Origin of the sequence: Paraburkholderia sp. C35, from assembly GCF_003121405.1 — a bacterium.
In the GTDB taxonomy this organism is placed as follows: domain Bacteria; phylum Pseudomonadota; class Gammaproteobacteria; order Burkholderiales; family Burkholderiaceae; genus Paraburkholderia.
Window position 1 is genome coordinate 18,082 of record NZ_QBUY01000050.1, and the last position, 25,264, is coordinate 43,345.

Here is a 25,264-nt window from a genome sequence, read left to right on the forward strand (position 1 = left end):
AGGAGAGGTTTGGCAAGGGCCCACGCCCAGACGGATATTTCCCGGAGAAACGACAGTATCGACCGTCCCACGCTAACGCACCATCGGCTGAAAAGGCTGCATCCTACCAAAACAGCGCGAACGTCCAGGCGTTTTGCAAGAATTGGCAGCGCGATGCGGTGCTGGAAAAGACATCGGCCGGACCGCACCGCTTGCGCAGTGGGGTCCGGCCGAGGCTTTTATCTAGCTAGCGCTTTTAAATCAGACAGCAGCGCGCTTAGGCGACACCATCGAAACGATAAACGTCACGATCACGTTCAGCACGAGCGCGATCAGGCCGATATAGAGCGGCCACGTCGAACCGCCGACATGCAGCGCAAACACCGGCTTGAGGCCCTGCGAGATCGCCAGACCCGTGCCGACCACGATGCCCACCAGCCAGCCGAGGAACAGGCCCGGCGTGTTGAGGCGGCGCGTGTACAGCGAGAACACGATCGCTGGGAAGATCTGCAGAATCCATACGCCACCCAGCAGTTGCAGGTCGATGGCGTATTGCGTCGGCAGGAACACGATGAACAGCAGCGCACCGAACTTGACGACCAGCGACACGATCTTCGCCGTCGATGCTTCCTGAGCAGGCGCCATGTTCGGCGACACCAGCGGGCGCCACAGGTTACGCGTGAACAGGTTCGCGGCGCCAATCGACATGATGGCTGCGGGCACGAGTGCGCTGATCGCAATGGCCGCCGCTGCGAAGCCGACGAACCACGACGGGAACAGCGTGCCGAACAGCGCGGGCACGACGTCGGATGCCGATTTCACGTGAATGCCAGCAGCAATCGCCATATAGCCGAGCAAGGCGATCAGGCCGAGCAGCAGCGTGTATGCAGGCAGGAAAATCGCGTTCTTGCGCACGGTCTGCATCGACGACGAAGACAGCACAGCCGTCATCGTGTGCGGATACATGAACGCCGCGAGCGCCGAGCCGAGCGCAAGCGATGCATACGCGGTGAATTGCGTCGGCTTCAGGATGATGCCCGTTGCACCACCCTTCGCCTGGAAGAACTGGTCAGCCGCATCGAACACGTGCGCGTAGCCGCCGAGCTTCACCGGAATCAGCCAGACCGCCGCAATCACGACGATATAGATCATGATGTCCTTGACGAACGCGATCATCGCCGGCGCGCGCAGGCCGCTGGTGTACGTATAGAGCGCGAGGATGATGAACGCAATCACGAGCGGTGCTTCGCCCGACACGCCAAGACCCTTGATCACGACCTGCATGCCCACCAGCTGCAGCGCGATATACGGCATCGTCGCGACGATGCCCGTCAGCGCGACGGCTGCCGGGAACCACTTGCCGCCGTACTCGCCCTGCACGTAGTCCGCAGCCGTAATGTGGTTCTTCGCATGCGCGATTTTCCACAGCTTCGGCATCACCGCGAACACGAACGGATACACGATGATCGTATAAGGCAGCGCGAAGAAACCATACGCGCCGACGGAATAGACCAGCGCGGGCACGGCGATCACGGTGTAGGCCGTGTAGAAATCGCCGCCTACGAGGAACCACGAAATGATCGTGCCGAATTGCCGGCCACCCAGACCCCACTCGTGCAATTGCGTGAGATCGCCCGCTTTCCAGCGCGCAGCGACGAAGCCGAGTACCGTGACGAGAAGAAAGAATGCGATGAAGACGGTCATCGCTACCGGGTTCACAGGGTTCAGTTCACTCATTTTTTAATGCCCCGGTACACGACATAGATCAGCAGCGACGTGAGCGGAACCCACAGAAACTGATACCAGTAGAAGAAAGGAAAGCCTGCGAATGAAGGGCGTGTGTCGTTATAGAAAGGCAGCCACAACAGCGCGATATAGGGGATCAGCAAGATGAGCCAGAGCCATGAACGGCCGGCCGGTTCGGTAGGTTCCACGTATGTCCCTCTTTGGTCTATCTGATTGAATCCACCTCGCTGATGCGCCCGAAATACATACGAGAGCGTGCATATTCACTCGGGCGCCCGCGAAGGTACGCGCATTATCTGCGAAAAGCTTTATTGTTGCTTGCAGCGTAACAAGCAGTGATCTAATTCGCGCAAAGCTTTCAATTACCTTTAAAACACGGTGTTATTTACGCGTGGGCTTGTCGAAACGGTCGCGCAAGAACTGTGTAAATGCGCGGATCGTCACCGATGCCTGACGGTGCTGCGGATAAACCGCATATAGCGTCAACGGTGGCGAGACGAAATCGGCGAGTACTTCGACGAGTTTGCCGCTCGCCAATGCCTCAGCCACGATGAACTCTGGCAGACGCGCAATGCCGAGTCCGGCAATCGCTGCATCGCGCACCACTTCGCCGTTGTTCACGCGCAGCGGACCATGCACTTCGATGGTTCGAGTCGCACCATCGACGATGTACTCCCAGCCGCTGCGCGCTTCCTGTCCATAGAGCAGACACGCATGACGCGCGAGATCTTCCGGTGTCGCGGGCGGACGCCGCGACTTGCGATACGCCGGGCTGCAGCACGCAACCATGCGCATTTCGGCGAGCTTTTGCGCGATCAGCGTCGAATCGGCTAGCGTGCCGATGCGCAGCGCCATATCGAACCCTTCGCCGACCACATCGACCACGCGGTCGCTCAGTTCCATGTCGATGCGCACGTCGGCGTTCGCGCGCAGGAACGCGGCTACGAGCGGCGACAGATGGATCATGCCGAACGACATCGGCGCACTGACGCGCAATAGTCCGCGCGGATCGGAGCGGCCCGACGTCATCGCCTGTTCGGCATCTTCGACCTCGCCGAGAATGCGCGCGGCGCGCTGATAGAACTCGTAGCCAAGATCCGTCACGGCGAGCTTGCGCGTGTTCCGCACCAGCAGCCGCACGCCGAGGCTGGCTTCGAGCGCCATTACCCGGCGGCTAACGAACTGCTTCGACAGTTGCAGGCGGACGGCGGCCGCCGTGAAATTGCGCGCGTCGACGGTGGCGACGAAGATCTTCAGATCGTCTAGCTGCATGGCTTGTCCTGTCGGGCTGCGCGAGTATTGTCCACTTCATTGTGACAGTGATTCTCTTTTGACGTCGATTATAGCCACTCTGATTGACCTACACTTTCATCACTGCTTCAGACAACGGCGCCGCCGGTGTCGCGAGAGGCAAAAGGCAATCAGATAACGGAGAAGGAAAATGATCGACATCAGACACGCCAATGAACGCGGCCGCGCCGAACACGGCTGGCTTAGCTCGCGTCATACGTTTTCTTTCGCGAACTACTACGATCCGAAGCAGATCGGCTTCTCCGACCTGCTGGTGATCAACGACGACCGCGTCGCACCCGGCCGCGGCTTCGGCAAGCATCCGCACCGCGACATGGAAATCTTCTCGTACGTGCTGGAAGGCGCGCTCGAGCACAAGGATTCGATGGGCACGGGTTCGGTCATCGTCCCCGGCGACGTGCAACTGATGAGCGCAGGTACGGGTGTCGCACACAGCGAGTTCAATCACTCGGCGAGCGATCCCGTGCACTTCCTGCAAATCTGGATTGCGCCGTCGGTGAAGAACGCAACGCCGCGTTATCAGCAGCAGAACTTTTCGGCGCAGGACAAGCGCGGCACCTTGCGTCTGATCTTGTCGCCCGAAGGCACGGATGGCTCGCTCGAACTGCGCCAGGACGCGCGTGTGTATGCCGGTCTGTTCGATGGCAATGAAACGGCAGGCGTCGATATTGCCGCCGACCGCTATGCGTATGTGCACGTGGCACGCGGCAGCGTGAAGCTGAATGGCGTCGAACTGAACGAAGGCGACGGCGCACGCATCCGCAATGAGCGCCACCTCGACTTCACGGAAGGTAACGATGCGGAAGTACTCGTATTCGACCTGCGCAATAACGAAGTATCGGAATTGTGGTCGTAATCGGCTGACGCCAGAGACCTGATCAGATTGAAAGAGGATTGAACATGAACGCCTTTATCGAACAACGCAAGGATGCACTGCTGCTCGTCGCACGCGTGCTGCTGGTGGTGCTTTTCGTACTATTCGGCTGGAGCAAGCTCACGGGTTTCTCGGGCACCGAGCAGTACATGGCATCGACGGGCGCGCCTGTCCCGGCACTCGCTGCCGTGATTGCGGTGGTAATGGAAGTGGTTGTCGGCATCGTCATTGCCGTGGGCTTCAAGACGCGTGCACTTGCACTGCTGCTGGCGCTCTATACGCTCGCCACCGCGTTTATCGGCCATCACTTCTGGACGCAAACGGGGATGGAGCAGTACATCAACATGATCAACTTCTACAAGAACATCAGCATCATCGGTGGCTTGCTGTTGTTGTTCGTGACGGGTCCGGGCAAGTACTCGATCGATCGCGCATAATCAACGCGACAATCAAACGAAGTGATCAAAGGGCGGCCTTAGGGCCGCCCTTTTTCGTTGTTTGCAATCCAATACGTTCGCTTTTGGCGTGAATGCAACACTCTTGTCATGTTCAAGGCGTAGCCGAAATTGATGTGATAAAAGTCCGCGGGCCTGTATGAGACAAGGTGCGCGCGGATTTAAAAGACTCCAATGAGCGTGATGCAGTACGCCTGATTTAACACTTAAAAGCGTATGCCTTAACGCCACCCGCAGCGCATAAAAAATAATTTGCTCGTGCAGGGTTCTCAACACATGAAAAGACAAATACCCATGACCAGGCAACTCAATCGGACAGTTATCGCGCTCGGCACAACGGCCATCGCACTCGCTTGCCAAAGCGCATTCGCGCAAAGCTCGGTGACGCTTTACGGCGTCGCTGACGTTGGCATTCGTTATCTCACGCATGCGAATGCGAATAACGATGGCAAGCTCTTCATGACCAACGGCGCCATCACGAATAGCCGTTTCGGCATCAAGGGTTCGGAAGATCTCGGCAATGGCCTGAAGGCAATCTTCCAATTGGAAAGCGGCATCGATCTGCAAAGCGGCGCGCAATCCGATAGCAAGCGCCTGTTCAATCGCGCAGCGTATGTCGGTCTGTCGAGCAACTACGGCACGATCACGCTCGGCCGTCAGAAGACGCCGCTGTTCGAGCTGCTCGGCGATACATACGATCCTCTGACCGTCGGCAACTACTTCGAGAACGCATGGCTGCCCGTCGCGCTTGGCGCAGGTCTCTATGCAGACAATGCCGTGAAATACGACGGCAAGTTCGGCGGGTTGAACGTCAAGGCAATGTACTCGTTCGGCACGAACTCGACCTCGACGGGTGCAGACGGCTTCTCCGGCCAGGTTCCGGGTCACCTCGGAGCAGGCAATATGTACGGCTTCACGGCGTCGTATTCGTTCGGCGCGCTGAGCGTGGGCGCTGGTGTGCAGCAGAACAGCGACAACTCGAATCACAAGCAGACCATTTACAACGCGAATGCCGTCTATGCATTCAGCACGACAAAGATCTATGTCGGCTATCTGCATTCGAAGGATGACACGGGCTTTGTCGACAGCACGCTGTCGCAGCGCGACCTGACGCTCGGCGTCGATATCCTGAAGGGCTCAGGCCGTAAGGACGACGGTCCGTTTGCAGGCGTGACGTGGCAGGCGACTCCTGCGCTGCTGCTGACGGGCGCGTTTTACTACGACCACATGAAGAACGCTGCGATCGGCGGCGGCGCGCTGGGCAGCGGCAACCGCTACACGGGCGTGGCCGTGGCGGAATACTCGCTGTCGAAGCGCACGGAAGTGTATGGCACCGTCGACTTCAACAAGGTCACGGGCGCGGCGACGGTGGAACTGCCGGGTTCGTCGAACCAGACGGGCGTGTCGGTGGGTATCCGCAATATCTTCTGATTTGACGATATGCGCGCTCTACAGCGCGCGTCATAGTCACTGACGGGCGGCAAGGCTGCAACGAGCCATGCCGCCCTTTTTCATTTCCGGCAGCGCGGAACGTGCGTTCCGCCCAACTGTGATATACAGGGAAAACCCGTAAATTAAAGCTGTTCTCTTTTGTCGAGCAGTACCCGCATGAAACGCATTGCCGCCTTTTGTCTGACGACGTGGTCCGCCGCCGCGCGCCTTTATTTCGGCCAGCACTCGGTCGCGCTCATTGCCTTGAGCGGCGTCGTGGTGTTCGGCGGATTCGATCTGTTGCGCCCTTAGGTCCCTTTACGTTTCCTTTTGGCTATGTGCCGCCGCCCGCTCGGCATGGCTTGATGGAAAGCCATCATTTTCCGGCGTGAGGGTTTGCTCTCCTTCAACTATCTTTGTGCAAACGGAATCTGTTCCTGAAGCCGCTGGCTGACGGAAATCCCGCAAGCAAACCAAGATACGGAGACACCTCCATGTCCGCGCCCACGGCCGTCGACAGCACTTCTGCACCCCGCCCCAACGACCCCGCTTTCGACGCCCGCATCGCCGAGCAGTGGTATCAGCCGCGCATTCCGCGCGCGGTACTCAAGGAACTGATGAAGCGCGACGACGCGGCCGGCTTGCGCAACTTCGTTCCGTGGTTCGTGCTGCTGGTCGCATCGGGGGCCGTCGCGGCCTTCACGTGGGGCACATGGTGGGCCGTACCTGCATTCTTCGTGTACGGCACGATCTATTCATCCAGCGATGCACGCTGGCATGAACTGTCCCACGGCACGCCCTTCAAGACGCGCTGGATCAACGACGCGTTCTATCACCTGTCGTCGTTCATGACGATCCGCGAAGGCTACTGGTGGCGCTGGAGCCATGCGCGTCATCACACGCACACGTACTTTCAGACGCGCGACCCTGAGATTCAGGTGACGCGCCCGACCAAAGTACTGCCCATCATCGCCGACTTCCTCGGACTGGTTGGCTGCACGCTGGAAATCAACAAGGTCGTGCGCCATGCATTCGGGCGCGTCGACGCCGCAACCGATGCATTTCTGCCCGCCAGTGAAAAGCCGAAAATGATCTGGTCGTGCCGCATCTATCTCGCCGTCGTGATCGGCACGATTGCACTCGCTATCGCGATACACAGCTTCCTGCCGCTGATGTTCGTGTGGACGCCGCGTTTCTACGGTGGCTGGCTGCATCAGCTGCTTGGTCTCACACAGCATGCCGGCCTGGCCGTGAACGTAAAAGATCACCGGCTCAATACGCGCACCGTGCATACCAACTTCGTGTTCCGCTTCCTGTATCTGAACATGAACTATCACCTCGAACATCATCTGCTGCCGATGGTGCCGTTCTACGCGCTGCCGCGCCTTCACGCAGCGATCAAGGATCAGTTGCCGCCCGCGTATCCGAGCGTCTATGCCGCATACCGCGAGATGCTGCCCGCGCTATGGAAACAGCGCACGGACCCCGCGCATGTGATCGAGCGGATCGTGCCCACTGCCTAAGTGCCGCCAGAGCGATCGAAACAGAACATTCAGGGAGACACGCGATGAGCGTCGAAACGAACGCAAAGATCCACTGGATAGCCGCCTGCGCACCCGACGATATCGACGAAGAAGACGTGATGCGTTTCGATCACGATGGCGCGAGCTACGCGGTGTACCGGATCGAGGACGGCTACTACGCATCCGATGGCTGGTGCACGCATGAACATGCGCATCTCGCCGATGGCTTTGTCGTCAATCGTGAAATCGAATGTCCGTTGCATCAAGGGCGTTTCGACATTCCCAGCGGCAAGGCGAAAAGCGCCCCTGTTTGCGTGCATCTGAAAACCTATCCGGTACGAGTCGAGAATGGCGAAGTGCTGCTCGGCCTTCCTGTGGCGGATGCATCATGAGCACGCAGCCTGCGATGGTGATTATCGGTGCGGGCCAGTGCGGTGTGCGCACGGCCGCGGCGCTGCGCGAGAACGGCTGGGAAGGCGAAATCACGCTGCTCGGCAATGAAGGTGCTGCGCCATATGACAGGCCGCCATTGTCGAAAGCCGTGCTGCTCGGCGAGCGCGCCACTGCACAATGTGCGTTCTATGACGACGCCTTCTATCACGACAAACGCATCGACCTGCGCGTCGATGCAGGCGTGCAGCAGATCGATCGCGCTGCGCGCAAGGTCGTGTTGAACGATGGCCGCACGATCGACTATCAGCGTCTACTGATCGCAACGGGTGCTGAACCGAGACGGCTCGACGTGCCTGGTGCCCATCTCGCAGGCGTGCATCTGCTGCGCACGGCAAGCGATGCGAACGCACTTGCAGAAGCCTTGCAACCGTCACGGCGTATCGTGATCGTCGGTGCGGGTTTTATCGGCCTCGAAGTCGCGGCCTCTGCCGTGACGCGCGGCTGCGAAGTCACGGTGATCGAAGCGGGCGCACGTGCGTTGATGCGCGCCGTGCCTGAAGTGGTCGCGGGCTATCTGATCGACAGGCATCGGCAGATGGGCGTGACCATCCACTTCGGCGCGCAGATCGAACGGCTGCTCGGCAGCACGCATGTGACGGGCATCAAACTCAAGGACGGCACGCAGATCGATTGCGATTGCGTCGTGGTCGGCATCGGTGTGAAGCCGCGCACGGAACTGGCAGAAGCGGCAGGCATCGACGTCGCGGACGGCATTGCCGTCGACGACACCTTGCGCACCAACGACCCGCATATCTTCGCAGCAGGCGACGTATGCTCGTTTCCGCATCGTCTGTTCAGGCGGCGCATGCGGCTCGAATGCTGGAAAAACGCCGAAGACCACGCGCGCATCGTCGCACGCAACATGCTGGAGCGCGGCGAGACGTATTCCGAAGTGCCGTGGTTCTGGTCGAACCAGTACGACATGACAATCCAGATTGCCGGCATGCCCGCGTTCGGCGTGCAGGGCGTCGTGCGCGAAACAGGCGACACGTCGCGCATTTTCTTTGCACTCGATCGCGACGGCGTGCTGGTCGGCGCCAGCGGCGTCGGCAAGGTCAGTGAGATCGCACGCGACGTGCGCATTGCGCAGACCCTGATCGGACAGCGCGCATGCATCGATCCTGCCTTGCTCGAAGATCGCAACGTGAAGCTGAAGGGACTCGTCGCGGCGGAGGCGCTATGACGCAACGGCTGGCGGTGTATCAGTCGCTGTGGGCGATGGAGCGGCGTCATACGGATGGATTCGAGCGCCCGCTCGAAGAGAACGTCGCGATGATCGCGCAGGCGGGTTTCGAAGGTGTGAGCACGTCGTACGAATCGCGCGATATCGTGCGGCGACTTTCACAAGTACTCGGACAATACGGCCTGCAGGCAGAGGCGCAATGCTTTCCGCGCACGGTCGACGATCTGCGCCCGATACTCGAACACGCCGTCGAGTTCGGCGCACATCATATCGATCTGCAACCGGACGTGCGACCTCGCCGTCTTGCCGATGCACTCGAATTGATCGACGGCTGGCAACGTCTCGCGGAACAGGTGGACATTCCCGTCTACATCGAAACACACCGTGACCGCATGACGACGGACCTGCATTTCACGCTCGACCTGCTCGATGCCCGGCCCGATCTGCGCCTGCTCGGCGATCTGTCGCATTACCTCGTCGGACGCGAGTTCGCGTGGCCCGTGAATGAAGAGAACGAAGCGGCCATGCAGCGCATCATTGCGCATTCATGGGCGTTCCATGGACGCGTCGCGAGCCGCGAGCAGGTGCAGATCGAAATCTCGTTCGAGCCGCATCGAATGTGGGTCGATCTTTTTCTGCAATGGTGGCGTGACGGATTCGTGTCGTGGCGCAAGCGCGCCGGCCCCGACGACACACTCGTCTTCACCTGCGAACTCGGGCCGAAGCCGTACGCGATCATTGGACGCGACGGTAACGATACAACGGACCGCTGGGCGGAATCGCTGCTGATGCGCGACTGGATACGCGATCTATGGCATGACGTCGCGCAGGAAGAAGCCGCCGCTCTCGACGCCAGCTAGTTCGCAAACTAATCCGTCAGCGGCAGGTTCTCGCGCAGCAACACCGTCACGGGAATCTGCTGCGCCAACGTCACGCCGGGATCGCGATGATAGTGACGCAGGATCACTTCGATCGAATGCAGCGCTTCGCCGATGGGGTTCTGATCGAGCACGGCATCGAGCACGCCTTCGATCAGCAGGCGCCGCGACGTGTCGTTCAATTCATGGCCGATCAGCATCGTCTTGTGCACGCGGTCGAGCGCACGCAGCGCGCTGCCGATGCCTTCATCGCCAACAGAGATGTTGTAGATGCCGCGCAGATCGGGATAGCGGCGAAACGCGTCGCGCGTGAGGCTCTCCGTCATCGACGATTGCTCGCGGCTTTCCACCGTTTCGACGATGTCGCAATTCGGAAAGCGCCGGCGCAGCACGGAGCGAAAACCGCTTTCGCGTTCTTCATGGCCGAGAAAGTCATGCATGCCCGTCATCACGAGCACCTTGCCGCCCGCGTCGCCGAGAAAGCGGCCCATCAGTTCGCCCGCCACGCGTCCGGCACAGCGATTGTCGATGCCGACATAGGCAAGCCGACCCGTGCCGGGCAGATCGCTGGCCAGCGTGACCACAGGCATGCGATGACTCACGTGACGCAGCGCCGCCGTGATGTCGGGATGCTCATACGCGACGATCACGAGGGCATCGGCCTTGCGCGTTGCGCGCTCGATCGCCCCGACGACAGCTTGCGGATCGAGGCTGTCGAAGTACGTGACGGCACAGATCACGCGCTGCGTTTCGAAGGTCTTTTGCGCAAGCTCGAAGCCTTGCTTCAGATGCACGTAGTACTGCGCAACAGGCTGCTGCAACAGGATCGCGATGCGCAGCCAACGCACCGACACCGCTTCGAGCGCGCGATCGATCTTCAGCTTGCGCGCCCATTCGAGCACACGCGTTTCCTTGTCGCGCGACACGCCACCGCGCCCGTTCAATACCCGATCGACTGTCGCCTCGCTGACACCCGCTGCGCGGGCAATGTCAGTCATGCTCGTCTTGCGGCGGCGCGTCTCGGACATGGTCGGCTTCATTGTGATCGGAATACGCGCAATCATCGCATCGACGCCGCGCGTGCGGCAAGTTGAGATATCCACTATCCATCGCAACACACACTCTTGAAGGAGACAGTGCATGGCGCAATTCGATTCGAAGATCGCGATCGTCACGGGCGGATCGCAGGGGCTAGGCGCGGCGATCGCGGCATTGTTCGTCGAGCGCGGCGCGCATGGCGTGGTGATTTGCGGGCGTGCCAAAGAGAAAGGCGAAGCGAAAGCGCGCGAGTTGAGCAGGCTGGGTGAAGCACACGGCGCGAAGGTGGTGTTCGTGCAGGCGGATCTTGCGGACGTCGATGATTGCCGTCAGGTGGTCGCGGCTGCCGATGAGCACTTTGGGCGCGTCGACGTGCTGGTGAATGCCGCCGCCCTCACCGATCGCGGCACGATACTCGACACCGATCCCGCGCTGTTCGACCGCATGTTCGCGACCAATGTGCGCGCCCCGTTCTTTCTGATGCAGGAGACGTTACGCGTGATGCTGCGCGAGAAAACGGAAGGCACCATCGTCAATATTGGTTCGATGTCGGCGATGGCCGGGCAGCCGTTCATCTCCGCGTATTGCGCATCCAAGGGCGCACTCGGCACGCTGACGCAAAACACCGCCTATGCGCTGCTACGCAACCGCATACGCGTGAATCAACTGAACCTGGGCTGGATGGCATCGGATGGCGAAGACCGCATCCAGCGCGAGTTTCATGGCGCTGCTGCAGACTGGCTGCAACAGGCTGCCGCCTCTCAACCGTTCGGCCGTCTGATCGCACCCGCCGAAGCTGCGCGTGCCGTCGCGTTTCTGGCAAGCAGTGAATCGGGCTTGATGACCGGCTCGGTCGTGAACTTCGACCAGTCGATCTGGGGCGCGTATGAAGACGCACCGCATCCCGCCGAGCCAATGAAAAACGTTTGAACGCAGGCGCCTGCTGCATGCATCAGTGTGGATGACGCAGCAGGCAAGCGCGCGCTTTACTCCTTCAGGTCCGGATTCTCGTGCGCGATCTCCGAAACCCAATCGACAAACGCACGCAGCCGCGAACTGAGATTGCGCCGATGCGGATAAACAACCGACAACGGCGTCGACGGGCTGTCGTAATCGGTGAGGATTTCGGTCAGTGCGCCCTGCCTGATCAGCTCGGACACCATGAAGCGCGACGGCTGGATGATGCCGTGCCCCAATGCTCCCGCGTTGATATAGACCGAGCCGTCGTTGACGGCCAGCACGCTTTTCATCTGCACCTTCACGACCTCGCCGCCGACGTTGTACTCGAACGGAAAGGTTCGACCCGAGCGCGCCGACACATAATTCACGGCCTGGTGCTCGCTGAGTTCTTCGAGCGTCTTCGGCGTGCCGTGACGCTCGAGATAAGCGGGCGATGCGCACGTGACGATACGGGCGCTGCCAATGCGCTTCGCCACGAGGCTCGATTCCTCGAGCATGCCCATGCGGATCACGCAATCCACGCCGTCCTGGATCAGATCGATGTTGCGGTCCGCGAGGCCGAGACGCACGTCGATGTCCGGGAAGCGCGCATAAAAGCCGTCGAGCGACGGCAGCAACAGCGCGCGTGCAAGCGTGCCCGACGTATCGACGCGAATCGTGCCGGCCGGACTCTCGCGTTTGTTCGACAGCGACGATTCCGCGTCGGCGACTTCCGCGAGAATGCGCACGCACCGCTCGTAAAACAGCGCGCCGTCTTCCGTGACGCTCACCTGACGCGTCGAGCGGTTCAGAAGGCGCACGCCGACATGTTCTTCCAATGCCTGAATCGTCCTGCTCACCTTTGCGCGCGGCAAGTCGAGCATTTCCGATACCTTTGAGAAGCTGTTCGCGTCCACCACGCGAGTGAAGATCTCCATTGCCTCGAAGCGATCCATTTCCTGTGCCCTGTCATTGTTTGGCGGCAAGACCTCTGCTGTGGCAGAGGTTGCCCAGTCGAACGGAACGGCGCGAGCACGTTCCGTCGGCCGGCCGCATCTCCCGCGCGGCCTGACGGGTAGAAAATAGCACGGAGAAAATCGCTTTGGTCGAGAAGGGGCGCGAACGGCGGGGCTTTAGCAGCACATTCGCCACGCATCCGGGCGAAATCCAACCACTATCGATCGATGAAATTGCGCTCTTTGAACGGGCAAAAATGCATCGAATTGATGGACCGGACCAATATGTTCAGACCGATGTACGATTAATATTATTTATTCAAAACGCACGGTTGTCCGTTCATCATTAAAGCGGGCCTTTATCTATGATTTGCGCGGCAGGCCTGGTTTTTTAAAGCTCGTTTAAAGCATGATCGTACGTTCATTAGACGTCTGAAAGTCTCCGGAAAGCCTTGCAAGCCCTTGTCAGCAAAGGACTAGCTCGATTTCGCCAAAGCTGTCGGATTGGCGCAGCAGCATTTTCCGAAGCGGCTGCCGCACGCATGAAATAGTTGCCGCGCATCCCTCCGACAAAAATACTTTGCAACGCGCTGTTAATTCCGATTGAAATTTAAAAATCACCGCATTAGGATGGGAGCCCCATCGATGCCATAAGCATTGATTGGGCTGGAGACTTCCATAATATATTTACCGCTTGCGAATCCATTTGCCTTTCATTAATGATCGCAGGCGCTTGCGCTGCGCCCTTCAGGAGATACATGTGCTGAGCCCACACGAATTTTCGACGCTCATGCTAATCAAGGACGCGACGTCTCAGTCCGACTTCGACAAAGCTGATCTGATCGCGCTTGCCGACCGCGACTTCATCACCGTTGCGCTGTGTCCTGCCAGCACGCCGCCGCGTCTTACGGAACGTGGCCATGCGTTGCTCGCCCGTCTGGGTGGCGCGGCGCACTGTTAACAGGTACGCGTCAGACATCGCTTCCATTCGACCGGCCGGCGTCGATTCCGATCGCATCGCGCCAGGCCGGCCCGTTCGTGCATTCAACCTGAGAGAGGCCATTCGATGCTCACGACCATCGACGAACTGACTGCTACACAGAGAGCCAGCGTTCAAACGTTTTTCAACATCACGAATGAAGCGGTAAGCGGCTACGAGAAGCTGGTGCAACTGAATATGCGCGTGATGCGCGAAAGCATGCAGCGCGCAATGGACACGCTCGCTCGCGGCGAAGTGCCCGGCGTTGCGGCTGCACATAGTGGCGATCTTTCCGTGATCGAACGCGCCGCGCTGTACAACCGGCAGGTGTTCGATATTGTTGCGGGCACGCAAGCCGCAATCGTCAGGCATGCTACGGCGCAGTACGAGACGCAGATCGGCGCTGTGAAGGCAGATCTGAACGAAGCTGTGCAGCGTGCGCCTGTCGGCGCAGACGTCGCCGCGACAGCTATGAACTCGGCAATCACGGCCGCCAATGCATTCTACGAAAGTGTCTGGAAAACGGTGCGACAGGCGGTTGAAACCGCCGAGACGAATGTTGAAGTGATGACACGCCATGTGTCGAATGGCTCACAGGCCGCCTGATTGAAGGCGCCGCGCGACGAGCGTTGAGCTGTTATCGGTTGCAGGAAACCGGACGCGATCCCCGCGTCAGGCGCATTTTGAGCCCGCTTTCGAGCGGGCTTTTTTTATCCTTGCCGCATAGAAAAGCAAACGGTCCTCACCGCGGCACGCATCCTGCTGCCAAGCCACGAACATCTTTACCGGACCCGAGAAACCTTCTCTGCCTCCTTGCACATTTTTCTACTCCGATGAAAAGACTTCCTGGCCTCTATGCCTGCTGCTGCGCGCTTACGCTATTCGCGGGATGCACGAACGTCGGTCCAACGCGCCTCAAAGCCGATCAGGTCGACTACGCCCGCGCACTCGGCGAAGCAAAGAAACGGGAAATACTCGCTGCTGTCGTCGGCCTGCGTTATGCCGATTCGCCCTCTTTCCTCACGGTCAGCCAGATCATCGCGGCCTACAACGTCGACGCGTCTGCATCATCGACACTCAATGCAGGCTCGGGCAGCATGCCCAACTATGCAGCCGCGACGGGCACGATGTCGTACTCGAACCATCCCACTTTCACCTTCACGCCGACTACAGGCGAAGCGTATGCGCAAGCCTATATTCGTCCGCTCGCGCCGTCACTCGTGCTGCCGCTCGCCGAAGGCGGCATTCCCATCGATCTGCTCTTACGCATCTCCGCACAATCGATAGGCGGCCTGCAAAACGGCACAGCATTAGGCGGTGAAGACAGCGCAGGCTCTCCGCAGTTCTTCGAGCTGATCCAGGCGCTACGCCGTCTGCAAATGGCCGGCGAACTGAATGTCGAGTCGCGCACCGAGAACAATGAGCAACATGTCTATCTGATCCTCGGCACAGCAACCACGACGGACGCAGCCAAGGCCACACCCGATCTGATACGCGTGCGCAAGCTCCTTCATCTAAAGGGCAATGCGGGTAACTTCGAAATCGTCTATGGACAATCGTCGCGCGGCGGCGATCAGATCGCCATCCTCACACGCTCGGTGCTGGGTATCCTCACCGACCTCGGCGCGCAAGTGCAAGTGCCCGACGACACCATCAGCAATGGCGCCACCAAAGCTACCGTGACACTGGTGGGCGGCGAAACGCGCCCGACCATCATCGTGAAGAACGGCAGCAAGCCGCCCGCCGATGCCTACGTCAGCGTGCGTTATGGTGCAGCAACGTATTGGGTGGACCGCTCAGACTTTGACTCGAAATATGCATTCACGGTTGTGCAGAATCTGATGGCACTCGCCGAAGCGGACACGAATAGCAAAGCGCCCGTCGTGACGATTCCCGCCAACTGACCACATAGCCGTTCGCGCAACAGAAGAGGCGGGGCGCACTGGCATGCGCCCCGCCTGCTATCGAACAACGCTTGCGCTACGTCTTTACACAGCGAGTGTTACTGGCCGAAGTAGACACCCTTCGTACCGTCGTTAGGGCTTCGCATCGGCTGTTGCGCAGCGATGCCCGATGCCGACGTACCATTCACCACGCCACCATAGCCCTCGCCTTGCTGACTGGACAACCGGCTTTCGGCGGCCTGCACGTTGGCGGGATAATTCGTGCGGTCACCATCGCCCGGACGATAGCCTTCGCTTTCGACGTTCATCAGATCCTGTCTCACTTCGGCGCGCGTGGCGGGCTGGTTCTGCGGAATAGCCGTTTGTGCAAAAGCCGTCGCCGAGATACCCATGACGGCGCCAAGAATGGCAGCTTGCTTGAGCAGTTTCATGACTTCCTCCATGAAGTAGGTAATACACGTTCTATAGCGCAAACGCTGTACCCGAAAGCTTTCATGAAGAACACACTCATCGATTACTTCTTCGACTGTTTTCGCACACCTGTCATTGATGCCATTTTTGATGGACTGTCGTTGCGTGCACCACAAATCAGCATGACGCCTTCTGCCGCGGTTGCACGCAATGACGCACGCGAATCACCGGCACGCGAGCGCAACGCAAGGCTGTGCAGAATCGCCGATGCAACGCGCGCGAGCACCGCCGCATCCACATCTTCTGAAAGCTCGCCGTCTGCCTGCGCGCGGCGCATGCGCTGCTCGAAGGCGCGGTCGAATGATTTGAGCCCTTGCGCCAATGTGGTGCGCACGTCGTCATCCGTCTTGGCTTCGACCACGGCCGTGCCGATCAGAAAGCAGCCACGCGGCTCGCTGCCCGCCGGTAAATACAACGCGAGCGCACTGTCGTAGACACGTTGTAATGCTTGCGCAAGCGGTATGTCCTCACGCAACGCATGCTGCATGGCCTGCACGCCGCCTTCGACATAACGCGCCAGTGTGCTCAGATACAACCCATGCTTGTCGCCGAATGCGGCGTAGAGGCTTGGACGGTTCATCCCTGTCGCATCGCTCAATGCATCGAGCGACGTACCCGAATAACCGCAAAGCCAGAATGCATCGGTGGCGTGATCGAGCGCATCGTCTGCGTCGTATGCGCGTGGACGTCCGCGTGCACGCTTTTCCAATTTTGTACTGTCTCGCATATAAATATTTGACATCGCCGATTTTTGTTCACTATAGTACAAAAACAATCCAGCGATCAGGAGACAAGCGCCATGGATCTGTATTTCTCGCCGCTCGCGTGCTCGCTTGCCACGCGCATCACGCTGTATGAAGCCGGCGCGCAAGCCGGCTTCATACAGGTGGACACGAAAAAGAAACAACTGCGCGACGGCTCGGATTTTTATCCGATCAACGCGCTGGGACAGGTGCCCGTATTGCGCACCGACGAAGGCTGGTTGCTCACGGAGAACACGGCTATCCTGCCGTACGTCGCCGATCAGTTTCCCGAGGCGAAGCTGGCGCCGCCAGTTGGTACGGCACAGCGCGCGAAGCTTCAGCAATGGCTCGGTTTTATCAGCACGGAACTGCACAAGGCCGTGTTTGTGCCATTGCTCGATCCCACTGCACCGCATGAATATCCGCGTCAAAAGGTTGCGCGGCGGCTCGACTATTTGCAAACACATCTATCGGCGCACAACTATCTGGTGGACAGCTTTACCGTCGCCGATGCCTATCTCGCCACCGTATTGAACTGGGCCAAGTACTGCAACGTCGATCTCACCCAATGGCCTGCCGTCGATGCGTACTACCATCGCATCGCGCAGCGCCCGCAGGTGGCGAAAGCATTGAACGAAGAGATGGCGCTGTATCGCGAAGAACAGGCACTTCAGTAAGCGATGGACGTGCGAGGCGCGCGCCCATTCCGCGCTACTTGCTTTCGATCAGCTTGACGAGTGTATGCAGCAAGCGGTTCGATGGCGTGGCAATGCCGAGCGCCTCGCCACGGCGCACGATCAGCCCGTTCAGGTGATCGATCTCGCTGCGCTTGCCTCGCGACAGGTCTTGCGCGGTGGATGAAAATTGTCCGGGCATCGTCTCTGCGATCATCCGTACGGACTTGTCGACGTCGCCGGGAATGGTCACGCCATCGGCTTTCGCCACGGCCAGACATTCATCGACGATATCGCGCATGACAGTCGTCACTCCTTCGCCCTTCACGAGCTGGCCATAAGGCAATTGCGTGATCGCCGACAGCGCGTTGTACGCGCAATTGAGGATCAGCTTGGCCCAGAGCGCGCCACGCACGTTGTCGGAGATTTCGGTGGGCACGTTCGCTGCGATCAGCGCCTGCGCAACCTCGGCGCTCGCGCTGGACGGCTCGATCACCAGTTCGCCGCGTCCGTGATGACGCACATGTCCCGGCCCGGCCATCTCCGTCGCGACATAGACGACGGCAGCCGCGACCGGCTGTGGCAGCACCTTGCGCACTTCATCTGCGTTCTCGACGCCGTTCTGCAGCGACAGCACCAGCGTATCGGGCGCGAGAAAAGGCCTGATTTCCAGCGCCGCGCTTTGCGTATCCGTCGATTTCACGCAGAACAGCACCAGGTGCGCGCCCTGCACCGCGTTGGCTTCGGTACTCGCGGCAAGCGGAATGTACTCATCGAACGATTGCGTTTCGAGGCGCAAGCCGCGCTGCCGGATCGCCTCGACGTGCTGCGATCGGCCGATCAATACCACCTCGTGTCCTGCGCGCGCCAGCATGCCGCCGTAGTAGCAGCCCACCGCGCCCGCGCCCATCACTGCGACTTTCATAGGCAACGCTCTTCTGTCTGGAGTTGAAGCGTCAAAACTTACCACACGCTGCGCGCGGGTGGATCGACGGCAGCCGCGTCACGCATGCGCTCGTACATCGAGCAGCGCAGTCGCGAAAGCTGCGGGCGCTTCCTGCGGCAAGTTATGGCCCGCGTTGTCGATCACGCGGTGCTCGTACGGCCCCGTGAAATGCGACGCATGATGCGCCGTCCCGCCGATGCCCATCACGCCGTCCGCGCTGCCATCCAGCGAAATCGCCGGCACGGTGATGGGCGGCTGCGCGGCGAGCTGCCGCTCCATCGCGTCGTAGCGCGGATCGCCCGCCACCAGTGCATAGCGGTGACGATACGAATGAATTACGACATCGACGAAATCGGGGTGATCGAAGGAGGCTGCCGTTTGCGCGTAGCACGCGTCATCGAAATGCCATGTGGGCGACCAGAGCGTCCACAGCAGACGGCACAGTGCGCGCCGATTTTCAGTCAACCCGGCCCGGCCGCGCTCGCCATGAAAATAGTATTGATACCAGTGGCGCAGTTCGTTTTCCGGGATCGCCGGCTTGCCCGACTCGGCGATGTTCTGGATGTTGTAGCCGTTGACCGTCACCAGCCCCTGCACGCGCTGCGGATACAGGACCGCGACAATGCACGCGGCCCGGCCGCCCCAGTCGTAACCGCCCAGCAGCGCGCGCGGGATCTGCAGCGCATCGAGCAGCGCGAGCAGATCGGCGGCGAGTGCGGCCTGCTGGCCGGAGCGCGGCGTATCGGCTGACAGGAAGCGCGTCGGCCCGTAGCCGCGCAAATACGGCACGATCACGCGCGCGCCTTGCGCAGCGAGTAGCGGCGCGACCTCGTCGTAGGCGTGGATGTCATAGGGAAAGCCGTGCAGCAACACCACCGGCCAGCCGTCGGGATGACCGGACTCTTCGTAGGCGATGTCCAGCAGTTCGGTGCTCGCGTGCTTCAGCATGACGGACGGCTCCTTGGTACAAGCGATTGCAGCGCGGCAAGCGCGCATATTTCGCTCAGGTTCGGGAAACATCGGGCATTCATGGTAGCGCCCTCCCGCCGATCGCGCAGGCTGTTGGGCACCCGCGACGCAAGCCATGCGAGGACGAAAGGAAAGTCGCTATACTGCAAACCAATGTCGCATTCGTGCCATGCCAGCCGTTCGGCCGCCCGCTACATTCAACCAGACAAAGCCCGCGCAACGCCGCTATCCGGGTGCCGCAAGAGACGAACCACACCGAGCACGAATGAAACAGGCACACGATCCGGCGACCACGCCGTGCGGCGTATTTTCTGTGCACACTCCGCAACCGCTCGCCGATTTCGTCGACGGCGCTGCTTCGCTTAATCCGTCCGTCAGCACCACCGCCGCGCCCGTTCCTGCGCCGCCACCGCCTTTCAGCAGCCTGCAGGCCACGGCCATCCTGCTGCTCGGTTACGCCATTCTCATCACGGGCAACGGCCTGCTCGGCACGCTGATCTCGCTGCGGCTGATCCAGCAGCAGGCGCCTTCGATCGTGGTCGGCTTCGTGCAGTCGTCGTACTACATCGGCTTCATGCTGGGCGCGCTGTACGGCGGCTCGCTGATCGGGCGCGTCGGTCATCACCGCGCCTTCGTCACGTTTGCAGCGGCGTCCGCGTGTTGCGCGCTCGGCTACGCGGTGTGGAACGCCGCCGCCGTGTGGGCCACGCTACGCTTCATCACAGGCTTTTGCCTCGTCGGCATCTTTACCGTGGTGGAAAGCTGGCTGCATCAAGTGGCGAGCAATGCCCAGCGCGGACGTGTGTTCTCGGCCTACCTGATCACCAACTATCTTGGCGTCGGCACCGGCCAGTTTCTGATCGGCCTCGCCGACCCGGCCAGCTTCGAACTGTTCAGCGTCGTCGCCGCGCTGTTCAGTGCGTCGCTGATTCCCGTCGCACTGGCGGGCACGGCGCCCGGCCCCGCCGTCGCGCACAGTGCCCACGACACGCACGCGGGCGCGTCAGGCAGTTCGCGGCTGGCACGCGGGCTGTCGGGCTTGCAGACCATCTACCGATGGGCGCCGCTCGGCGTTGCCGCCTGCCTCGCGGCGGGCCTGCTCAACAGCGCGTTCTACACGATGCAGCCCGTGTTCATGCGGCGCTTCGGCTATTCGGTGCCGGACGTGTCGCACTTCATGGGCTTCGCGCTGCTCGCGGCGCTGGTGCCGCAATGGCCCGTCGCGCGGCTCGCCGATCTGTTCGACCGCCGCAAGGTACTGCTGTGCCTCGCCGCCATCGCCGGGTCGCTGAGTGTGGTGCTTTTCATGCTGCGCGATGGCGCGCTGATCGAAGCACTCGGCTACGTGTATGTGGCCGTCGCGTTCTCGATGTATGGCGTCGTCACGTCCTACGTGAACGACTGCATTCCCGCCGACGAACGGATCGCCGTGAGCGCCGGACTGCTGCTGATCTTCTCGCTCGGTGCGAGCGGCGGCCCGACGCTGGCCTCCGCGATGATGGCGTTCGCCGGGCCTGCCGGGTTATATCTGTTCACGGCTCTCGTGATGGGCGTGCTTGCCGTGCTGACGTTGCGCAGCTTGCGCATGAAGGCGCCAGCGCCGCGCGTTGCCGACGCACGCTGAGTCTGCGCCTGGCATGACGCGGCGCGCTACGGCCGCGCCGCGCCCACCTGATCCGCGAGTTCGAGCAGGTCTGACACATGACGCGCGATGGCGGGATCGTAAAGCACGGCCTCGCTCGCCACCTCATGCGGCGACGGCGGCATGTCCCGCGCGCCGCGCACGGCGTGCGCGAGCACACGGCGCAGGCTCTCGACATCGTTCGGCGCGAACGCGAGCTTCGCATGCGGCGCGATCACATCGTGGCAGCCGATGTTCGGCGAGAGAATCACCGGCGTGCCGCACATTGCCGATTCCACGCCGACCAGACCGAACGGCTCGTAACTCGACGCGAGTATCGTGTAGTCCGCCGCGCGGTAGCCGTCTTCGATCGCATTCACATAGCCGATGTAGCGCAGCCGCTTCGACGTGCGCTCGGGCGGACGCCCCGCCACCGCAACCACGATAGGAAGATCGAGATCGCGCAACGCGGCTTCGATCAGCGGCAATCCCTTGCGCTCGTGACTGCTCGACGGAAACAGCAGCACGACTTCGTCATCGGCGAAACCGAAACGTTTGCGCAACGCGCGCCGCTCATCATCGGCGACGGGCGAGAAACGGCCATTGTCGACGGGCGGATACAGCACGCGGATCTTCGCATCGTCGACACCGTAGAGGCAGCGCAACTCCTCGCGCATTTGCGGCGAATGCGCGACCACGAAGCGCGCGCGACGGTACTGGCGGCGCTCCAGCGCAATCTGACGACGGTCGAAGAACGACGGCTTGCGCCCCGTCGCGCTGAGAAAGCCCAGATGCGTGCCGCCGCAAATGGCAATTTCCGAGGCCTCGACGCGATTGCAGCCGCTCAGCACATCCACTTTCGCATCGCGCCGCAGTGCGCTCAGGCGCCGCGAAAACCATTCGTCCCGCCATTTGCCCGGCAAAAACGACACGTTGATCAGGTGCGGTGCGACGAGGCGGCTTTCAGGCAGCTTCGGATCGAACGCGCGGCCGAACACAGCCAGCTTGATGCCGGCTGCGACGAGTCCCCGCGTCACTTCGATCGCATAGCGTTCGAGTCCGCCGCTGTACTTCAGTGCATTGCACGACAATCCGATTTTCATGCTTTTTATTCGATCACCAAACGGCACTGGCAAGTCATCGCGCTTTCGATGTCAGGACACATCACGCGTTCTTTAGCCCTGCTCCGCCAATTGCCTGAACTCGGCGACAACGCGTCGACACGTCAGCGCCTCACGCCAGAACCTTTCCTTCAACCGCGCAGTCGGAACCCACTGCCACGGCAACACGACCCGTACCGTGCCCCACGCCGGTCGCCAGCGTTCAGCCGATGCGCGGCGGCGAAACAGGCTGATGGTGGGAATCGACAGATTCGACGCCAGATGACCGATGCCCGAATCGTTGCCGATGAACCAGCCAGATTCATAGATCCAGCAAGCAAGCGCATGCAGATCGTCGAATGCGGGCGCGGCGATGCCGTGTTGATCGAGATCGCGCCAGCGCTCACGCTCACCCGGCGCGATCACGAAGCACACTTCGTAGCCCAGCGCCTGCAGACGCTTTGCCAGCGTGATGAAACGCGCACGCGGCCAGCGCTTGTCGTCGGTGCTCGCCTCCGGATGAATCACGACGCGATGCCGGTGCAGCCGATGCTTCAGATTCGCAGGCGCAGTGATGCCGTTGCTGATCGTCTCCGCTGCGACACCAAAGCGCGTGCGGCAGAACTGCGCAAAGCGCTCGGCCATGCAGCCGGATGCGTCGCTGTACTCGACGTCGTGCAGATCGATCACCTGTCTGTGTGCACCTGAGAGATTCGCAAACGGCTGATGCCGATGCATCTGCAACACGGCGTCGAACGCTTCGAAGCGAGACTCGCAATCCGTCTCGCGCGGCAGCGGATAAATCGGCACGTGTGGAAACCAGTGCCGCAGCGCGAAGATCGGCGTGCCGAACACGCATACCTCGATACCGCTCGCGCGCAGGTTTCGCACGATCACCATCGAAATCAGCGAGTCGCCGATGGCATTCGACATCACGAATGCGACGCGCCTGATCGACGCGACGCGCACGCTTTCCGGCAAGGTCGCGTCCACGTCAGGCCGCCTCGCGCTGAAGTTGCTCGAATGCACGCAACACCTGGCGCACCGAGAGCGCGTACTTCCAGCAGCGCTCCTTGAGGCGGCCCGTCGGCAGCCACGTGCCGCCGACCAGCACCTTGCCCACGCCCCAGCCCGGACGCCACGTGCGTGCGATGCCGTTGCGCATGAACAGCGACAACGTGGGAATCCGCAGACACGACGCCAGATGGCCGATGCCCGAATCGTTGCCGATAAACCAGCCGCTTTCGACCAGAAACGCAGCGACGTTATCGAGCGTGCCGAGACGCGGCAGGCCAATGCCATGCTTTTGCACATGCTCCCAGCCGGCGCGTTCTTCGTCCGTGACGATGAAATGCGGATCGAAGCCCTTTGCTTTCAGCGCCAGCGCGAGGCGCACAAAACGCGCGGCGAGCCAGCGCTTGTCCGGTGTGCTCGCACCTGGATGGATCGCCACGCGCATACGATGCCGGCGATGAATCAACCCTGCGGGCGCAGTCAGGCCATTCGCCGTTTCAGCATGAGAGAGCTGCAGCGACTCGCGACAGAATTGTGCAAGACGTCCCGCCAGCGCTTGCGTCGAACGTACACGACATAGATGCTCGAGCACCATCGCATGGGGATGGCGCTGCGCAACGTTCATGACAGGGCGATTGGCGTGAAGCTGGATGACGGTATCGAATGCACGCAATTGCGCATCCGTTTCGTCTTCGCAGGGTGCGGGACGAATGTCGATGCCTGGAAACCATTCGCGCAGTGCCCGCATCTGCTCGCTGAACACCGTGACAGTCCTGCCGCTCAAATGCAGATTGCGCGCGACGGTCATCAGCAGCAGCGAGTCTCCTAACGCCGGCGACGTGATCACCGCTACGTTCAAAGCCGACTCCTGGGCGTGCTGCATGTCTGTTGCTCTCGCTGAATGACGTGAATCTGGCGTCGCGCACCGACTTATGCGATCGCAGCGCGATTATAGGTTTGGGCTTGTCACGCAGGATTTGCGTAATCTTTCCGACTATTACGCGGGAAGCAGTGCGTGTCCCGACGATACCGGCAGCGCGTGATCGGCGCGCTCGCGCCACACGAATGCCTTACGCAATAAAGAATCCGAAAGCCTGTGCGGTCCATCGGCGCGTCGTGCACGTTTATCCCGCACGTTTCGCAGCGCCGTTGTAGTAACTCAAATCGGTCTCCGTCAAAAGACGCTTCATGTGCGGCCCATGCGTGCGCAGACACGCGGCTTGCAACCATTCCTTCTTGCCCTGCAACCGGTCGAAAGGATCGCGGTGCGGCGCATCGGCGGCACTTGGCCAGTGATGGCATACGAGGCTCAACGGCTCGCACACATCCCTGAAATTCGGATGCACGGGTTCGCGCTCGTTCATGCCGAGTACAGCCCGGCGTCCGACGCGGCGAACCACGCCTTCGTACAGCAGTTTCTCGAGGATGTCGCCGTCAGAAGGTCGCAACGAGCGTATCACGTCGATCATCACGGGCGAGCACTTCGCAATGAAGAACTGCGTCGATAGCGAGTGCCCGTCGCGTATGCCGTAGCGCAATCCGCAACGCCTCAACCACGGCGCGAGGCGCGCCCGTATTCGCTTGCGCGGGTCATGCGAGCGCGCCCACTCGGGTATGCGATCGGCGCTCCACGATGACGCCGCAATGAGCGCATGCGGCGACTTCTCGAGCCTTTCCAGATATCGCACGATGACGTTCTGGTCAAAAATCCACGTATCGGCTTCGAGGTGAACGACGTAATCCGCGTTGAGTTGCGAGACGGCTGCTTCAATCGATGCGGCGAGCAGATCGTGCGCGCCACGCGTAAGTGGCTTCGGCTCGCGCCTCACCAGAATGTCCTCGATGTAACGTGCATAGCCGGAATCCGCGCACGCATGCACGACTGGCCACTTGCGTGGCCAGTTCAGCTTGATGATCTCCATCGAAATACGCGCGCAATCGGTGCGATTGAACGAGGTCAGGCAAACGACAACTTGCATGATGGGATGACGTCTTCACGAAGCGTCACATACTGCATCAAATTCAGGTCGCATTTCGGGTTTGCGGTTTGGCTGTGTCTTACACGATATTTCCTGGC

At 60.7% G+C, this 25,264-nt stretch carries 27 protein-coding genes; 14 read left to right on the plus strand and 13 right to left on the minus strand.

The features are described 5' to 3' along the window. Window positions 1-240 precede the first annotated feature (240 nt). The 3 genes from DK391_RS25580 to DK391_RS25590 all read right to left on the minus strand — a co-directional run bounded on the left by DK391_RS25580 (window position 241) and on the right by DK391_RS25590 (window position 2,997). Window positions 241-1,716, minus strand: coding sequence for a sodium:solute symporter (locus tag DK391_RS25580; RefSeq protein WP_109480796.1), 1,476 nt, complete (start codon window positions 1,714-1,716; stop codon window positions 241-243). Further along, window positions 1,713-1,913, minus strand: coding sequence for a DUF3311 domain-containing protein (locus DK391_RS25585; RefSeq protein WP_109480797.1), 201 nt, complete (start codon window positions 1,911-1,913; stop codon window positions 1,713-1,715). Before DK391_RS25585 ends, DK391_RS25580 begins: the two co-directional genes overlap by 4 nt. A gap of 193 nt (window positions 1,914-2,106) precedes the next feature. Next, complete coding sequence (locus DK391_RS25590; protein WP_109480798.1) at window positions 2,107-2,997, minus strand: LysR family transcriptional regulator; 891 nt, start codon at window positions 2,995-2,997, stop codon at window positions 2,107-2,109. 169 nt (window positions 2,998-3,166) lie between these two features. Here DK391_RS25590 and DK391_RS25595 point away from each other — a divergent pair, with 169 nt between their 5' ends. The 8 genes from DK391_RS25595 to DK391_RS25625 all read left to right on the plus strand — a co-directional run bounded on the left by DK391_RS25595 (window position 3,167) and on the right by DK391_RS25625 (window position 9,815). Then, window positions 3,167-3,892, plus strand: a complete 726-nt coding sequence (locus tag DK391_RS25595) for a pirin family protein (protein ID WP_109480799.1) — start codon at window positions 3,167-3,169, stop codon at window positions 3,890-3,892. 44 nt (window positions 3,893-3,936) lie between these two features. Beyond that, complete coding sequence (locus DK391_RS25600) at window positions 3,937-4,347, plus strand: DoxX family protein (RefSeq protein WP_109480800.1); 411 nt, start codon at window positions 3,937-3,939, stop codon at window positions 4,345-4,347. A 312-nt stretch (window positions 4,348-4,659) separates the two neighbouring features. Continuing rightward, on the plus strand, window positions 4,660-5,796 hold the full coding sequence (locus tag DK391_RS25605; protein ID WP_109480801.1) for a porin: 1,137 nt from the start codon (window positions 4,660-4,662) through the stop codon (window positions 5,794-5,796). A gap of 177 nt (window positions 5,797-5,973) precedes the next feature. Continuing rightward, a complete protein-coding gene (locus tag DK391_RS45620; RefSeq protein WP_275426832.1) occupies window positions 5,974-6,108 on the plus strand; it encodes a hypothetical protein in 135 nt (44 codons plus the stop codon). A 182-nt stretch (window positions 6,109-6,290) separates the two neighbouring features. Then, window positions 6,291-7,319 carry a fatty acid desaturase gene (locus DK391_RS25610; protein ID WP_109480802.1) on the plus strand — a complete coding sequence of 343 codons (1,029 nt, stop codon included), beginning with the start codon at window positions 6,291-6,293 and terminating at the stop codon, window positions 7,317-7,319. Between the two features lie 44 nt (window positions 7,320-7,363). Then, window positions 7,364-7,711 carry a non-heme iron oxygenase ferredoxin subunit gene (locus DK391_RS25615; protein ID WP_109480803.1) on the plus strand — a complete coding sequence of 116 codons (348 nt, stop codon included), beginning with the start codon at window positions 7,364-7,366 and terminating at the stop codon, window positions 7,709-7,711. After that, window positions 7,708-8,955, plus strand: coding sequence for an FAD-dependent oxidoreductase (locus DK391_RS25620; RefSeq protein ID WP_109480804.1), 1,248 nt, complete (start codon window positions 7,708-7,710; stop codon window positions 8,953-8,955). Before DK391_RS25615 ends, DK391_RS25620 begins: the two co-directional genes overlap by 4 nt. After that, window positions 8,952-9,815: a xylose isomerase gene (locus DK391_RS25625; protein WP_109480805.1), complete on the plus strand. Its 864-nt coding sequence runs from the start codon at window positions 8,952-8,954 to the stop codon at window positions 9,813-9,815. The genes DK391_RS25620 and DK391_RS25625 overlap by 4 nt, the downstream gene beginning before the upstream one ends. Before the next feature lie 8 nt (window positions 9,816-9,823). Here the strand turns inward: DK391_RS25625 and DK391_RS25630 are convergent, their stop codons facing one another. Continuing rightward, window positions 9,824-10,861: a LacI family DNA-binding transcriptional regulator gene (locus DK391_RS25630; protein ID WP_109480829.1), complete on the minus strand. Its 1,038-nt coding sequence runs from the start codon at window positions 10,859-10,861 to the stop codon at window positions 9,824-9,826. 112 nt (window positions 10,862-10,973) lie between these two features. On the opposite strand from DK391_RS25630, the gene DK391_RS25635 reads away from it, so the two are divergent. Next, on the plus strand, window positions 10,974-11,801 hold the full coding sequence (locus DK391_RS25635) for an SDR family oxidoreductase (protein ID WP_109480806.1): 828 nt from the start codon (window positions 10,974-10,976) through the stop codon (window positions 11,799-11,801). Between the two features lie 56 nt (window positions 11,802-11,857). Here the strand turns inward: DK391_RS25635 and DK391_RS25640 are convergent, their stop codons facing one another. After that, the gene (locus tag DK391_RS25640; protein WP_109480807.1) at window positions 11,858-12,766 is read right to left on the minus strand and encodes a LysR family transcriptional regulator; all 909 of its coding nucleotides are present in this window, start codon (window positions 12,764-12,766) and stop codon (window positions 11,858-11,860) included. 760 nt (window positions 12,767-13,526) lie between these two features. Here DK391_RS25640 and DK391_RS25645 point away from each other — a divergent pair. The 3 genes from DK391_RS25645 (at window position 13,527) to DK391_RS25655 (ending at window position 15,649) form a co-directional block, all read left to right on the plus strand. Beyond that, window positions 13,527-13,727 carry a hypothetical protein gene (locus DK391_RS25645; RefSeq protein ID WP_109480808.1) on the plus strand — a complete coding sequence of 67 codons (201 nt, stop codon included), beginning with the start codon at window positions 13,527-13,529 and terminating at the stop codon, window positions 13,725-13,727. Between the two features lie 105 nt (window positions 13,728-13,832). Further along, complete coding sequence (locus DK391_RS25650) at window positions 13,833-14,351, plus strand: phasin family protein (RefSeq protein WP_109480809.1); 519 nt, start codon at window positions 13,833-13,835, stop codon at window positions 14,349-14,351. Window positions 14,352-14,578: 227 nt separating this feature from the next. Then, a complete protein-coding gene (locus DK391_RS25655) occupies window positions 14,579-15,649 on the plus strand; it encodes a hypothetical protein (protein WP_109480810.1) in 1,071 nt (356 codons plus the stop codon). 98 nt (window positions 15,650-15,747) lie between these two features. Here DK391_RS25655 and DK391_RS25660 read toward each other — a convergent pair whose 3' ends face one another. Further along, complete coding sequence (locus DK391_RS25660) at window positions 15,748-16,080, minus strand: DUF4148 domain-containing protein (protein WP_109480811.1); 333 nt, start codon at window positions 16,078-16,080, stop codon at window positions 15,748-15,750. An 83-nt stretch (window positions 16,081-16,163) separates the two neighbouring features. Then, window positions 16,164-16,991: a TetR/AcrR family transcriptional regulator gene (locus DK391_RS25665; RefSeq protein ID WP_239482949.1), complete on the minus strand. Its 828-nt coding sequence runs from the start codon at window positions 16,989-16,991 to the stop codon at window positions 16,164-16,166. On the opposite strand from DK391_RS25665, the gene DK391_RS25670 reads away from it, so the two are divergent. Continuing rightward, on the plus strand, window positions 16,920-17,540 hold the full coding sequence (locus tag DK391_RS25670) for a glutathione binding-like protein (protein ID WP_109480812.1): 621 nt from the start codon (window positions 16,920-16,922) through the stop codon (window positions 17,538-17,540). The two genes, DK391_RS25665 and DK391_RS25670, sit on opposite strands and share 72 nt — an antisense overlap. A 34-nt stretch (window positions 17,541-17,574) precedes the next feature. Here DK391_RS25670 and DK391_RS25675 read toward each other — a convergent pair whose 3' ends face one another. Both DK391_RS25675 and DK391_RS25680 read right to left on the minus strand, forming a co-directional pair. Next, window positions 17,575-18,462, minus strand: a complete 888-nt coding sequence (locus DK391_RS25675) for a 2-dehydropantoate 2-reductase (protein WP_109480813.1) — start codon at window positions 18,460-18,462, stop codon at window positions 17,575-17,577. A gap of 78 nt (window positions 18,463-18,540) precedes the next feature. Next, entirely contained in the window at window positions 18,541-19,431 is an 891-nt protein-coding gene (locus DK391_RS25680; RefSeq protein ID WP_109480814.1) for an alpha/beta hydrolase, read from the minus strand. A gap of 286 nt (window positions 19,432-19,717) precedes the next feature. On the opposite strand from DK391_RS25680, the gene DK391_RS25685 reads away from it, so the two are divergent. Further along, window positions 19,718-21,076, plus strand: a complete 1,359-nt coding sequence (locus DK391_RS25685) for an MFS transporter (RefSeq protein WP_109480815.1) — start codon at window positions 19,718-19,720, stop codon at window positions 21,074-21,076. A 26-nt stretch (window positions 21,077-21,102) separates the two neighbouring features. Here DK391_RS25685 and DK391_RS25690 read toward each other — a convergent pair whose 3' ends face one another. The 4 genes from DK391_RS25690 to DK391_RS25705 all read right to left on the minus strand — a co-directional run bounded on the left by DK391_RS25690 (window position 21,103) and on the right by DK391_RS25705 (window position 25,166). Then, entirely contained in the window at window positions 21,103-22,176 is a 1,074-nt protein-coding gene (locus tag DK391_RS25690) for a glycosyltransferase (protein WP_109480816.1), read from the minus strand. A 72-nt stretch (window positions 22,177-22,248) separates the two neighbouring features. Further along, entirely contained in the window at window positions 22,249-23,166 is a 918-nt protein-coding gene (locus tag DK391_RS25695) for a glycosyltransferase family 9 protein (protein WP_109480817.1), read from the minus strand. A gap of 1 nt (window position 23,167) precedes the next feature. After that, window positions 23,168-24,070, minus strand: a complete 903-nt coding sequence (locus DK391_RS25700; RefSeq protein ID WP_109480818.1) for a glycosyltransferase family 9 protein — start codon at window positions 24,068-24,070, stop codon at window positions 23,168-23,170. A gap of 241 nt (window positions 24,071-24,311) precedes the next feature. Next, a complete protein-coding gene (locus DK391_RS25705) occupies window positions 24,312-25,166 on the minus strand; it encodes a hypothetical protein (RefSeq protein WP_109480819.1) in 855 nt (284 codons plus the stop codon). Window positions 25,167-25,264 lie beyond the last annotated feature (98 nt).

Bases quoted from the DNA above. Each gene is read 5' to 3' on its own strand.
- DK391_RS25580 (WP_109480796.1), bottom strand. From the start codon at position 1,716: ATGAGTGAACTGAACCCTGTGAACCCGGTAGCGATGACCGTCTTCATC.
- DK391_RS25590 (WP_109480798.1), bottom strand. From the start codon at position 2,997: ATGCAGCTAGACGATCTGAAGATCTTCGTCGCCACCGTCGACGCGCGC.
- DK391_RS25595 (WP_109480799.1), top strand. From the start codon at position 3,167: ATGATCGACATCAGACACGCCAATGAACGCGGCCGCGCCGAACACGGC.
- DK391_RS25600 (WP_109480800.1), top strand. From the start codon at position 3,937: ATGAACGCCTTTATCGAACAACGCAAGGATGCACTGCTGCTCGTCGCA.
- DK391_RS25605 (WP_109480801.1), top strand. From the start codon at position 4,660: ATGACCAGGCAACTCAATCGGACAGTTATCGCGCTCGGCACAACGGCC.
- DK391_RS45620 (WP_275426832.1), top strand. From the start codon at position 5,974: ATGAAACGCATTGCCGCCTTTTGTCTGACGACGTGGTCCGCCGCCGCG.
- DK391_RS25610 (WP_109480802.1), top strand. From the start codon at position 6,291: ATGTCCGCGCCCACGGCCGTCGACAGCACTTCTGCACCCCGCCCCAAC.
- DK391_RS25615 (WP_109480803.1), top strand. From the start codon at position 7,364: ATGAGCGTCGAAACGAACGCAAAGATCCACTGGATAGCCGCCTGCGCA.
- DK391_RS25620 (WP_109480804.1), top strand. From the start codon at position 7,708: ATGAGCACGCAGCCTGCGATGGTGATTATCGGTGCGGGCCAGTGCGGT.
- DK391_RS25625 (WP_109480805.1), top strand. From the start codon at position 8,952: ATGACGCAACGGCTGGCGGTGTATCAGTCGCTGTGGGCGATGGAGCGG.
- DK391_RS25630 (WP_109480829.1), bottom strand. From the start codon at position 10,861: ATGTCCGAGACGCGCCGCCGCAAGACGAGCATGACTGACATTGCCCGC.
- DK391_RS25635 (WP_109480806.1), top strand. From the start codon at position 10,974: ATGGCGCAATTCGATTCGAAGATCGCGATCGTCACGGGCGGATCGCAG.
- DK391_RS25640 (WP_109480807.1), bottom strand. From the start codon at position 12,766: ATGGATCGCTTCGAGGCAATGGAGATCTTCACTCGCGTGGTGGACGCG.
- DK391_RS25650 (WP_109480809.1), top strand. From the start codon at position 13,833: ATGCTCACGACCATCGACGAACTGACTGCTACACAGAGAGCCAGCGTT.
- DK391_RS25655 (WP_109480810.1), top strand. From the start codon at position 14,579: ATGAAAAGACTTCCTGGCCTCTATGCCTGCTGCTGCGCGCTTACGCTA.
- DK391_RS25660 (WP_109480811.1), bottom strand. From the start codon at position 16,080: ATGAAACTGCTCAAGCAAGCTGCCATTCTTGGCGCCGTCATGGGTATC.
- DK391_RS25670 (WP_109480812.1), top strand. From the start codon at position 16,920: ATGGATCTGTATTTCTCGCCGCTCGCGTGCTCGCTTGCCACGCGCATC.
- DK391_RS25675 (WP_109480813.1), bottom strand. From the start codon at position 18,462: ATGAAAGTCGCAGTGATGGGCGCGGGCGCGGTGGGCTGCTACTACGGC.
- DK391_RS25680 (WP_109480814.1), bottom strand. From the start codon at position 19,431: ATGCTGAAGCACGCGAGCACCGAACTGCTGGACATCGCCTACGAAGAG.
- DK391_RS25685 (WP_109480815.1), top strand. From the start codon at position 19,718: ATGAAACAGGCACACGATCCGGCGACCACGCCGTGCGGCGTATTTTCT.
- DK391_RS25690 (WP_109480816.1), bottom strand. From the start codon at position 22,176: ATGAAAATCGGATTGTCGTGCAATGCACTGAAGTACAGCGGCGGACTC.
- DK391_RS25700 (WP_109480818.1), bottom strand. From the start codon at position 24,070: ATGCAGCACGCCCAGGAGTCGGCTTTGAACGTAGCGGTGATCACGTCG.
- DK391_RS25705 (WP_109480819.1), bottom strand. From the start codon at position 25,166: ATGCAAGTTGTCGTTTGCCTGACCTCGTTCAATCGCACCGATTGCGCG.